Source organism: Deltaproteobacteria bacterium, assembly GCA_019308995.1.
Lineage (GTDB): Bacteria > Desulfobacterota > Desulfarculia > Adiutricales > JAFDHD01 > JAFDHD01.
Genome location: JAFDHD010000101.1, coordinates 1 through 11,541 on the forward strand (window position 1 = coordinate 1; position 11,541 = coordinate 11,541).

At 53.8% G+C, this 11,541-nt stretch carries 12 protein-coding genes and 1 pseudogene; 7 read left to right on the top strand and 6 right to left on the bottom strand.

Annotated features, from left to right (window positions below; translation table 11 throughout):
* From JRI95_13690 to JRI95_13705, 4 genes are all read left to right on the top strand, one after another.
* The coding region (locus JRI95_13690) for a hypothetical protein (GenBank protein MBW2062596.1) at nt 1–450 on the top strand (450 nt) is incomplete at its 5' end.
* A 91-nt stretch (nt 451–541) separates the two neighbouring features.
* Nucleotides 542–1,237: a PHP domain-containing protein gene (locus JRI95_13695; GenBank protein MBW2062597.1), complete on the top strand. Its 696-nt coding sequence runs from the start codon at nt 542–544 to the stop codon at nt 1,235–1,237.
* Nucleotides 1,234–1,992, top strand: a complete 759-nt coding sequence (gene fabG / locus JRI95_13700; GenBank protein MBW2062598.1) for a 3-oxoacyl-ACP reductase FabG — start codon at nt 1,234–1,236, stop codon at nt 1,990–1,992. Before JRI95_13695 ends, fabG begins: the two co-directional genes overlap by 4 nt.
* A 28-nt stretch (nt 1,993–2,020) precedes the next feature.
* Nucleotides 2,021–2,602: a hypothetical protein gene (locus JRI95_13705; GenBank protein ID MBW2062599.1), complete on the top strand. Its 582-nt coding sequence runs from the start codon at nt 2,021–2,023 to the stop codon at nt 2,600–2,602.
* A 113-nt stretch (nt 2,603–2,715) separates the two neighbouring features.
* On the opposite strand, the gene JRI95_13710 is transcribed toward JRI95_13705, so the two are convergent.
* The 5 genes from JRI95_13710 to JRI95_13730 form a co-directional block, all read right to left on the bottom strand.
* A complete protein-coding gene (locus tag JRI95_13710) occupies nt 2,716–3,519 on the bottom strand; it encodes a cytidylate kinase family protein (protein ID MBW2062600.1) in 804 nt (267 codons plus the stop codon).
* A 757-nt stretch (nt 3,520–4,276) separates the two neighbouring features.
* Nucleotides 4,277–5,041 (bottom strand): enoyl-CoA hydratase/isomerase family protein, encoded by a 765-nt coding sequence (locus tag JRI95_13715; protein MBW2062601.1) that lies wholly within the window; start codon nt 5,039–5,041, stop codon nt 4,277–4,279.
* A gap of 140 nt (nt 5,042–5,181) precedes the next feature.
* On the bottom strand, nt 5,182–6,321 hold the full coding sequence (locus JRI95_13720; GenBank protein ID MBW2062602.1) for a beta-lactamase family protein: 1,140 nt from the start codon (nt 6,319–6,321) through the stop codon (nt 5,182–5,184).
* Nucleotides 6,322–6,528: 207 nt separating this feature from the next.
* The gene (locus JRI95_13725; GenBank protein ID MBW2062603.1) at nt 6,529–6,876 is read right to left on the bottom strand and encodes a DUF3795 domain-containing protein; all 348 of its coding nucleotides are present in this window, start codon (nt 6,874–6,876) and stop codon (nt 6,529–6,531) included.
* A 64-nt stretch (nt 6,877–6,940) separates the two neighbouring features.
* A complete protein-coding gene (locus JRI95_13730) occupies nt 6,941–7,627 on the bottom strand; it encodes a lysoplasmalogenase (protein MBW2062604.1) in 687 nt (228 codons plus the stop codon).
* A 123-nt stretch (nt 7,628–7,750) separates the two neighbouring features.
* Here JRI95_13730 and JRI95_13735 point away from each other — a divergent pair.
* Nucleotides 7,751–7,831 (top strand): annotated as a pseudogene (locus tag JRI95_13735) (twin-arginine translocation signal domain-containing protein).
* Entirely contained in the window at nt 7,829–8,734 is a 906-nt protein-coding gene (locus JRI95_13740; GenBank protein MBW2062605.1) for a DUF362 domain-containing protein, read from the top strand. Before JRI95_13735 ends, JRI95_13740 begins: the two are co-directional and overlap by 3 nt.
* A gap of 136 nt (nt 8,735–8,870) precedes the next feature.
* Here JRI95_13740 and JRI95_13745 read toward each other — a convergent pair whose 3' ends face one another.
* Nucleotides 8,871–9,464 (bottom strand): HDIG domain-containing protein, encoded by a 594-nt coding sequence (locus JRI95_13745; GenBank protein ID MBW2062606.1) that lies wholly within the window; start codon nt 9,462–9,464, stop codon nt 8,871–8,873.
* A gap of 573 nt (nt 9,465–10,037) precedes the next feature.
* Here JRI95_13745 and dnaA point away from each other — a divergent pair.
* Complete coding sequence (gene dnaA, locus JRI95_13750) at nt 10,038–11,393, top strand: chromosomal replication initiator protein DnaA (GenBank protein ID MBW2062607.1); 1,356 nt, start codon at nt 10,038–10,040, stop codon at nt 11,391–11,393.
* Nucleotides 11,394–11,541 lie beyond the last annotated feature (148 nt).

Consider the following 11,541-nt stretch of genomic DNA (forward strand, 5'->3'; position numbering starts at 1 on the left):
CCTGAGGAGAGCGAGGCTGAAGGCCGGGCCATCTTCGAGGCTTACGGCCGGGACTGGATCAGGCAGTCCCGGAAGCTGGGCGAGGAGTATCCGGACCGGACCTATGAGGTTCTTTTGGAGGCGGTGGACAAGACCGGGGGTTATTTGCGGTTTGCCTTGGTGCCGCAGCGTTTTATAGAGATTGCCTATCTGAGCACCCAGGACATTCCCGTTTTACCGATTATTGAGAACAATCACCACCGGCTGGTTTATCGGGTCACGGACTGTCTGACGTTCAAGAAGATAACGGAGAAGTGCGGTCAGGAGGTGGCGAACCGTCTGCCTTGCCGGTATGCCTGCCTGACGGCCTGCGAAACCCTTCACCAGGACCTGGAGATTGACGCCCGCGTCCAGATGGAGGCGCAGACGCCCCAGGACGGCTACTGTCAGTTTGCGGCCCGCAGGGCCTAGCCGCCGGAAAGCAGCATCAGCACATCCAGAGACTGGTATTTCCATCGAACCACGGCCCGGCCGTGGTTCACACTTTATAAGGCCTGCGGCTATGAAGATTGACCTGCATATCCATACCAATCACGGCTCTGGCTGCGCCTACATGGAGCCGGGCGAGCTTGTCGAGCGGGCCAAAGCCGTTGGTTTGGACGGCGTCTGCATAACCGAACACAACCGGATCTGGGACCAAAAGGCCATTGAACAGCTGAAAAGCAGACATGACTTCCTGGTCATCGGGGGAGTCGAAGTCAGCACCGACTGCGGCGAAATCCTCGTCTTCGGGCTTAACGAACCCGTGTTGAACGTTTACCGCGCCCATGAACTCAAAAGAATGGTGGATGAGGTCGGCGGGGTGATGATCCTGGCCCACCCTTTTCGATTCGAGCCTGAAACAGTGGCCGCATGCTCCCTTGCCTCTTCCGCAAACAACCCCGGGCTGTCCAGGGAGATGGAGGCTATTCTTCAGCGCCCTGTTTTCAGGCTCGTGGACGCGGTTGAGGTTTACAATGGCCGATCCGGTTTAAAGGAACGCGACCTGGCGGCCATGGTCGCCGAACAGCTGAGCTTGAAGAGCACCGGAGGCAGCGATGCCCACGCCAGCCTGGCCGTCGGCGCCTGCTACACCCTTTTTGAAGAAGAAGTGAGAGACGAACAGGACCTCATCGCCCAGATTAAGAACGGCCGCATCTATGGGGTGGACCGGCGATGGGAGATTTCTTGGAGCAATGAAGTTAAGGAGGCAAGATGAGGCTTTCCGAAAAGGTGGCCGTGGTTACCGGCGCGGCCAGCGGCATCGGCCGGGCTATTGCCTGGAAGTTTGCCACTGAAGGGGCGCACGTGGTCGTCAACGATCTCAGCCTCATGGCCGCCGAGAGTCTGACTGAAAAAATCAAGGAGCTGGGCCGGAAGACCATTCCGGTCCAGGCCGATGTCTCGCGCCTGCAAGAGGTGGAGCGGGTCTTCGAGCAGGCGGCCGCTGCTTTCGGCCGGGTGGATATCCTGGTCTCCAATGCGGGTATTAGAAAGGACGCCCCGGTGCACGCTATGACCGAACCCGAGTGGGATCAGGTCATCAACGTCCAGCTCAAGGGCTGTTTTAACACGGTCAAACTGGCTCAGAAATACATGATACGGCAAACTTATGGCAAGATCATCGTCATCGCCTCCCCGGTGCCTTCAGGACTGGGCCGGTCGAGTGAGATCAACTACAGCGCCGCCAACGCCGGGCTGACCGGTCTGACCGCCTCCCTGGCCCTAGAACTTGGTAAGTACAATATCAATGTAAACTGCATCGCCCCGGACTTCATCGAAACGCAAATGACCAGAGAAAACGCTCGCCAGGACGGCCTGTACATGGACGACTTCAAGAAGGCGGCCCTGGCGCATATTCCGCTCCGGAGGCTGGGAACAGGGGAAGACGTCAGCAATGTGGCCCTCTTCCTGGCTTCTGACGAATCGAGCTACGTCACCGGCCAGGTCATCAAGGTCAGGGGCGGCCCCTGACAAACCCTTTTAATGAGGAACTGCAAACATGCATGATATCCCGGACACCGAAGAGACGGACGCCGCGGCGGAAAGGTACTGGCCTGAGGGATACAAGAGCGTTATCAAGGGCCGCGTCGGCAGGGCCTTTGCGGCTCAGGTCCAGGAGGCCGGCGCCTTTAAGGCCGTCTATGACGCGCTATATCACGAAGAATTCAAGAGCTATGAGCGGTTCGTCGATCGCCTGGCCGAGATGGTCGTCATCGGCGCGGAGAACGGGGCTGATGAAACCTTTGAAGAAATCTACGCCTCCTTTCGAAACCAGACCGCTTTGCCTGAGTCCCGTGCGCCGGCTCACTATTTGTGGCCGGAATCGTTCAGCCCGGACCTGAAAAACGAGCTGAAGCAGAATGTCTTTGAGGAGTACAGCCATCATCACGCCTACGAACACATCCATGAGGACCACTACCAAGGCATCCTGGACTTTGAAAGCTTTATCAACCAGGTCGCCGGCCTGGTGGTCACCGGCGCGGTCAACGGCGCAGATGACGCCATGAGCCGCATTTACCGGTCTTTTCTGAGCGCCGCTCCTCTGCCTCCGGCCCGCCGCCGCCCGAAGCGGATAAGGTAGTCAGTGTCTATTAAGAAAAGCCATCAACGGCCATACCGATTTAGAGTTTTAGAGTAGGGGCGGGGTTTATCCCCGCCCTCTTCCAGGAAGAATTATCATCATCTAATCAAGGGTTATACAGTGTAATGGGGAAGAACCTGAATATTGATTTCTTTGACACCGGGGATGGTTTTCGTTATTTTCTCTATCTTTTGAACCAATCTTGGTTCTTGCTCCAGCGGGGCTTCTGTTTTAATATAAACCAATCCGTTATTGGCAGTCACTTCAATGTCTGGCTTTGTGTCTATTAAGGCAGCCTTGACCTCAGCAGAGAGGGTTAGATCATCCATTGCCTTTTGGGATTCAGCGGTCGTCTGAAAATGTTTCAACCCAATGGTATGGCATATGATGTCAACCGCCTCATCCACCCTGATATTATGGATATGGAGAACTAGATCGTAGAGGATGGGATCCCATGTGTCAATTCCATAGAGATCCCGGCTCCATTTTCTTCGTTGCGCGTCAATTTTTTTAAGAAAGTGTAAGGCTTCTTTCCTTGAAACCTCATCCCGCTCCATCACGATTTCCACACGGTCCTCTATATCGGCAATGATCCGAACCTTGAGGACATGGGGTATGTCTTTTACAAAAAAGTGACCTGCGAAGCCATGATATACTACATTGTCTTTCTGTAAGTGCTTCAGTAAGGCAGCCTGAATATAAGCAATGTATTTCTCTTTTCCATAAGTAAAGCGATTGAAAATGGAAGGTGCATCCTCAATGGCATGAAGGAGCTTTATTTCGGGAATGTGGAATTCTTCCGAGGCCTCCAGAAGGATTTCCCGAACAATGCATTCGTAGCCAAGTTTTTGAGCAGCCTTCTCAGCGACCTCTTTTCCTCTGCTATATGATCCTCTTGAAATCGTAATAACGGCCATAATCCACCTCATTGGCATGAGTAGAAGTTGATAGCTCTTACTAATTTATGATTATAACTATGTTTATATTTTACACTCAAATGGTAATTTAGCAAGGTTACTTTCAGTTAAAGTTTGAGGCAAAATCAATTGATAAGAATCTTCTTTTAACTAAACAAAGGCATATCTGTTTACTTAAACCCGTCTTCTCCCTAAAGGTAAGCTCCACGAACTGGAGGCCATCTATAAATCAGGCTGCAGAGGCTTGGGGAACCTGCTTAACTTTGGAAACTATCCCCTCCAAGATCAAAACCTCCCCCGGAACCTTTGCAAGGTTAATCCCTGCTATTACGCATCTGGTGACTGCTTTCAAAGGCCGCCGCCCGAAGCGGATTAGATAGTCAGTATCTATTAAGAAAAGCCATCAACGGCCATACCGATCTAGAGTCATCAAAAAAATACGGGCGGGGATAAACCCCGCCCCTACAATACCGATTTAGAGTCATCAAAAAAAATACGGGCGGGGATAAGCCCCACCTCTACAATACCGATTTAGAGTCATCATAAAAAATACGGGCGGGGATAAGCCCCACTTCTACAATACCGATTTAGAGTTTTAGAGTAGGGGCGGGGTTTATCCCCGCCCTCTTCCAAAGCTTGAAAACAGTTTCTTTGCCAAATAACCCTGGGGTTTCCCTTTAAAAAGGTTTATCGGAATGGTATTTTTATTAATCATTTTTGAACAGCCCCGCAGACCGGTTAGTAGCGGCCGGAGAGCCTATTTTGCCTTATACTGCGGCGGCCTCTTCTGGGCAAAGGCCCTGGCCCCTTCCATGAAATCCTCGGTGGTCCTGAGATAAGTGACCAGCTTCCTTTCCAGTTTCAAGCCTTCTTCTAAGGTCATATCATAACCCCTGACCATGGCCTCCTTGGCGGCCCTGACTCCAAGGGGTCCCCGGGTGCAGATGGTGTCGGCTATCTCCCTGGCGGTGGACATAAGCTGGTCCAGCGGCACGACCCTGCTTACCAGGCCGATGCGCAAGGCCTCCTGAGCGTTTATGCGGTTGCCAGTCAGCAGTATCTCGGCTGCCACTGCCCGCGGAACGAATCGCGGCAGTCTCTGGGTCGCGCCCGCGCCAGGCATGAAGCCGATGTTCACCTCGGGCTGGCCCAGTTGAGCATCCTCAGCCGCGATCCTGATATCGCAGGTCATGGCCAGCTCCAGGCCGCCGCCGAGGCAGTAGCCATGGATGGCGGCAATGAAAGGCTTCCAGATCATGTCGGCCCGAATGAGCGCGGCTTCCTGCCTCCCTTCGACCTCCTCGCTGGTGGCCGGTTGAAAGTCCTTTATGTCCGCCCCGGCGGAAAACGCCCTGTCCCCGGCCCCGGTAAGAATAGCGACCCACAGGTCAGGGTTGTCCTTAAAATCAATGAAGGCCGCCTGCATCTCCTCTCGCACATCCGCGTTCAGGGCGTTCATTGCTTCAGGCCGATTGATGGTGATGATGGCAATCCGGCCTTCCTTTTCATAGTCAACCGCCATAATAAACCTCCTTCATTTTTCAAGCTTTAAGTTGTTTCAAATCAGGCCGGGCCGCGAGCCAGGGAGTTAAAAACACGGCCTGACTAAATCAAAAGGAATATATTTTTGCGCGCTCATACCGTTTTGACTTCGTAAGCCCTTTATCCTTTGATGGAGGCATAGACCTGGTCGCCGATTCTGAGGTAACGCTCCCACCAGCGGGCGCCGCCCAGCATGCGGTTGCATAAAAACGCCACAGCCAGGCGCTGCCTCGGGTCAGCCCAGGCCACACCGGCGCCTCCACCGGCATGACCCACGGCCTGAGCGTGAGGCGGGGCGCCATAGATATGCGGGGTATCTCCCAGGATAAAACCTAATCCCCAGCGCACAGGCCACAGCAGGCGGCGGTCAACCTGGCCGGGTTCATTAGTAGGGGTGCTGGCCAGCCTCTGCGTTTCCTTTGAAAAAAAGGTAAAAGACTGGAAAGTCCCTTCATAGGCCAGGATGTTCATCAGGTGAGCGAGGTCTCGAGCGGTAGCCACCCCACCGACCCAGGACAAAGGCAGCCTCACTCCTTCATAAGTATTCAAAAAATCGCTGAAGCGAGCGCGGGTCGGCTGCCGTTCCCGCACCTCCTCCTCCACGACCATCCTGGCCATCCTTTGAAACGCTTTCTTGGGTAATCCAAGATAGACTTCCTTGATCGCCAAAGGCTGAAGGACCTCGGTTTTCAGAATCTGGCTGATATTGCGGCCTTCCCAGCGATAAGCGAGTTCATTGAGCACCCACCCAAACGTGGCGGCATGGTAGCCGTTGGCGCTGCCCGGCGGCCAGACCGGTTCCATGGCTTCGACCGCGGCTGCCACTGCGGCCCGATCACTCATCTGCCGCACTGAGATGGCAGGCCCGTCCGGGATGCCGGCCTGATGACCCATGATGTGCCTGATGGTGATTGATTCCTTGCCGTTTTTGGCGAAGCTCGGCCAGTGCTTGGCCACAGGATCGTCAAACGAAAACCGGCCGCGGTCGTAAAGCATAAGCATAACCATAGCCGTCAGGGCTTTCGTCGTCGAGCGAATCTGGAAGAGCGTCTCGGTGGTCACCGGGTCGCCGGAAGGGGCGTCGAGCCCGCCGGCCAGCTCGATGAGGAGTTTCCCGTTGCGAAAAACCGCAAGCTGCGCGCCGGGGTGAAGCCCCTCCTCTATCATCTTGCTGAAAAGCCGCGCCAGTTTATCCAGCTCTCCGGGACGGGCGCCGACCTGCTGTGCCATACCTTCAGGCTGGTTGCGTATGACAGGCATCTTATTACCGCTCCTTTGCGAGTTCGGCTTTATGGTTTTCGCCCATCCTCGCCTCGGGAAACCGACCGCCGTAAGGCTGGCTGCCCCGAGGCACAGGAATTTTCGGCGGGTATAAGTAATCATAGGCCTATCTCTTGCAAATTCATGCGGCTCAGAAAACCCGGGACCGCACGAAGTCAGAGTTTGGACGTTTGACCCGCATGCAAGTTACAGGCTTTTTCTTATTTCTTCAAGTGTCGCTTTTGCCACCGGGGTCTGGATAAACTCATAAATCCGATTGAGTCTTTCGCAGGCATACTCGCCGCAAAAGGCACAGTTCTCAACGTTTTTTTCAAACCCGCACCGCCTGACTTCACAGGCGTTGCAAAACTTGATGACCCTTTCTCCGGCAGAAAGACATCCATCGCAGTTGATATCTTCGGGTTTGATCACTTGCTCCTCTGTTGACCAGGATGCGGCCAGCTTTGCCTTGCCTTCGTCGTCGTCTTTCTGGGTCGCGATAAAGGCGGGACATTCAGTACAGATTAGCCCGCAAAAGGCAATCATCTTTTCCATGCTTAAAACTCCTTTCCCTTAAATCCCCGTGAGGTTAATCCCGGCTGCCTCGACTGGCGTTTCTTTAAACCAGCCCCACCGAGAAGGCCAGCAGAAACTGGCCCAAGTAATACAAAGGCAAACCGAAAAGCCGGTTCACGTATCCTCGCCTGACAAAACGGTTCCGGGCCACAAAAAAGTCCGAAACATAGAAGAAAAACGCCCCGGCAAAAATGAACATTGGCCCTGGAAAACCATAGGAGCGGGCCTTAAAAACCGCCCAGGCCCCCCAGAGCATGACCGTGATGACCACGATGTACGCCAGCACCGGGAAGAACATTGACCTTAAATGAGGCCGCAGCCAGGCGAAGACAACGGCGCTGGCCGTAAGAATAACGAGCGGCTCCACAGAAATCCACTCATAAAAATCTGTCAGGGAAATAAAACCGAACAGGTAAAAAACATGACCGAGTAAAAAGGCGATCAGCCCTAACATGAAAGCCTTGGCCTGAGGCAGGGCCAGACAGATGTCGCCCATCATGCAGAAAATCAAGCCGGCCAGAAGAAGATGGAAATAACCCGAAACCGGATGCTGCTGCAGGAGGGCCGTCAGGATGAACAGCATGGAGAGACTGGACTTTGTAACCAGGACGAGCCTGACTGATGATTGCTTTTCACTGAAAAGCAGGGCCGCCAGCAGGAAGAGCGCGGCAACGATAAGAACCAGGTTCACCACATTTTTTCCTTTTAAATAATCCTTGCCGATTTTCACGGAGTATATCGCATTTCAGGCATTAAGGCCAAAAAGTTCCCCCCTGAACCGAAAAATTTGCGTCTGAAGCGTAAGGTTGTATAATTAAAAAAAGGACTCTGAAACAGGAGAAACCCAGCGGCCGTTACCAGGAGGGATTTCCTCAAGTACTCAGGCGCAGCCAGCAGCGCCTTGCTGCTGGGTATTCGCGGAGGTTTGACTATGGCCAGCCCTAAGAGCCGTGTGGCATTCTTGAAGACCGAGGATCGAAAATCCGGGGTGGCGGCATCCATCAAGGCCCTGAACATAAACCCGGTCAGGAACAAGGACGTCCTGATCAAGCCCAACTTCAACACCGCTGACCTTACCCCGGGATCAACTCATAACGATACCCTGGTGGCGCTGGTGGAAGAAGTCTGGAACATGGGAGCCAAATCGGTGAGCCTGGGCGAGCGCGCTTACCCTCCCACGAGCGAGGTTATGGAGGATAAAGGTATTTTACCACTCCTGGAGAAGCTGGATGTTAGGGTTATCAATTTCGACGACCTTGACGATAAGGGCTGGGTCAAGGTCGAGCCTGAGGACAGCCATTGGCGGGACGGGTTTCGAGTGGCCCGCCCCATCCTCGAGGCCGAATGTCTCATCTCCACCTGCTGCCTCAAGACACACCAGTACGGCGGCATCTTCACCATGTCGCTCAAGCTTCACGTCGGCGTGGTGCCCACCATGCGTCACGGTTACGACTACATGCGCGAACTGCACGGTTCGCGTCACATGCGCCGGATGATCGCGGAGATAAACGCGCCTTTTGCACCAGCCCTCATAATCATGGACGGCCTTGATGTCTTTGTGGACGGCGGGCCCATGACCGGCAAGCGGGCCAAGGGGAACGTCTTCCTGGCCTCCACGGATCGCGTCGCCATTGACGCCGTCGGGGTGGCGGTTTTGAAATCACTGGGCGGCAACAGCCAGATCATGGGGCCGAAGATTTTCGAGCAGGAGCAGATCGCCCGGGCGGTCGAGCTTGGCCTCGGGGCGTCGTTGCCTTCAGAGATCGAGGTTTTCCCGGCCGACGATCAAAGCCGGAGTGAGCGGGATGGCATTGTAGAAATATTGAACCAGGGCTGACGGTCTAGCCCTGATAACCTAGCCCTGCTGAATCAGCCCCCACCTTTATTTCATTCATGGCAGAAAATTATTATTCTCTCCGGGTGATGTCCATTGACTTCAGCCTCTGAATACGGCCTGGCCAGGAAATATCGGGTTAAGGTTCGATGATCCCGGCGATCCTGTCGTGATCCAGTCCAAGATGAAGCAGCTGGTCCGGGCCGCCGGGGATGATATCGAAAATTTCTTTCTCCAGCTGGAGAATCTGGCTCGTGTAAAGGTCTATATAAGCCCTGGCCTCCTCGGTACTGGCATAGCGATTCTTGATATATACGAATCGCTCGGCCAGAGAAGTCACCTCGTCATTGACGACCCGTTTGTCCGCATAATTGACCACCTCCACCTCAGAAATTCGGCCCGGGGGCCGGGCCGAGGAGAGCCGGACATGCTGACGCACGACCAGGGCCACCGGCCCATACCCCAATTTTTTAAGCAGCTTGGCGCCGGTCAGGGCGTGATCCAGGGAGCGATTGAAGCTGTGTCGCTTGGTGATATCGTGAAGCAGGCCCGAGGCTCGGACAAGCTCATGATTCAGCTTCAGGCCTTGCTTTCCGAGTTCACAGGTCAGGTACAGCGCCAGGGCGCAAACGACACGCGAGTGCCGCGCCACGTGCTCAGGCATCTGATGGCGGGCCATCAGCTCCAGGCAGGCAGCATAGTCTGGAATGGCTGGCTGGCGCGGTGAAGGCATGGCACATAATCTCAAATGTTAGAGAAATGTTCAAGGTCAAAAGGGGTTACAAGGCACTTTCAACGAACTATAAACACAATGAACAAAACACACTTTTCACAAGGACTCACGGTCTCTGCGAGAGGCGCATCGGCTTTAAGGGGACAAAAAATAGCGCCTCAAGCCGGCCTGGGAGTCAATCAAAAAAAAAAGCTTTTCAGAAACCCCCTGCTTTAGCCTAGTTAAGAGAAAAATATTTTTTTAATGAAATTTTTAAGAAAATTAGCACAAAGGAGAAAAAGGCAGGAATTCTAAGTTAGAGAATGTGAATGATTTTATGCACAGGTGTGGATAATTTTTTAATTCCCCAAAATTTAGGCCAGATAGCCGCCTGGGGCCTTTGGACCGATAACTAGTCCATTTAATATGCCTTTCTTTAAAGGAGCGTGTGATTTTATGCGGATAGGGCGTGTGGAAAGCTCAGCGGTCCAGACAAAGAAAAACTCGGCAGATTGTCTTTGACCGCCGGAACTTGATGAGGTATCAAGAGGCCATCTGAAAAACACCAGCTCCATAAAGGGGGTCTAGCTGCAGATGGAAGCTCTTTGGGCATCTGTTCGTAACAGTCTGGAAGAAAAGCTGGCCGAAAAAAACTTTAAACTCTGGATAGACCCCTTACAGCCGCTCAAGCTGGAACATCAGACCATCCAGCTTGGCTGCCCCAACAAGTTCTTCCTCTCCTGGGTCAAGGAAAATTACCTCCGCCTGATCGTGGAGGCCTTTAAACAGGCGTCTCCGAATGGCAATTCGGCCAGGTCGGTCCAGTTGGTCATTGCCCCTGTCTCTGAGAAGCGCGCCGATCTCACCAAGAGACCCGCCTCCGGCCAGTACGAGCTTCCCCGCCTCGAGGTTCATGGCCGGATTCCGCTCCGTTTCAATCGCCGCTTCACCTTTGACCGGTTTATCGTTGGAAAAAACAATAATTTCGCCTACTCGGTCGCCCTGGCCCTGGCCTCCGACCAGGACCTCAATACCGAGTCGCTTTACCTGCTCTCCACCCCCGGCCTGGGTAAAAGCCATCTCTCGCAGGCCATCGGCCACCATATCCTGCGGCGTGACCCGGGCAAGACCGTCTTCTACCTCACGACTGAAGACTTTACCAACGAAATGGTTTACTCCATTAAGAAAAACTGCCTCGAAGGGTTCAAAAACAAGTACCGCCACCAGTGTGATGTCCTTGTCCTGGAAGAAATCTCTTTTCTGAGCGGCAAGGAGAAGATTCAGGCCGAACTGTCCTACACCCTGGACTACCTCATGGAAGAGAAAAAAAAGATCATCCTGACCTCCTCCCATCTTCCCAAAGATATTCCGCGCCTGCGCTTAGGCCTGGTCTCACGCCTGAACAACGGCCTCATCTCAGCCATCAAGCCGCCGGATTATGAGACGCGCTTCCGCATCCTCAAGGCCAAGGCCGGGGAGAACGATCTGAAGATCGAGGAGGACGTGCTCGCCTATTTAGCCCGCCGCCTGACCCAGGACGTCCGACAGCTCGAAAGCTGCCTTTACTGCCTCGGGGCCAAAAGTAAGCTCCTGGCGCGCCGCATTGACCTGGAACTGGCCCATGAGGCCCTGGAAGACCTGGTTGAAAACGAGCAGACCGTTGATCGTGAGGTGATCCTTAACCTGATCTGCCAGTATTACAAGGTGAACCTTGAGGACTTACGATCCCGATCTCGAAGCAAGAACATAGTCCTGCCCCGCAACGTGGGAATATATCTCTTCCGCGAGACGACCGACCTTTCCCTCGAAGCCATCGGCCAGATCTTCGGCCGGAACCATTCCACGGTCCTTTATGCGCTGCACAGCCTCAAGCAGCGATACAAAAAGGACCAGAAGCTAAAAGGCCAGGTGGACTTCCTCAAAGACCGGCTTACAACCGCCTCTTCCTAGGCATGCCTTCATTATGGACAGGCTTTGCCAAACAATCCCGATTCAAGCGCCTTTATATTCATTATAACATAATTTAATCTTGATAACTGTAGTAAGCGGTGTGATTTAACGGCAGGATGTGGCTATGGTGGAGATGAAGCAGCCTCCG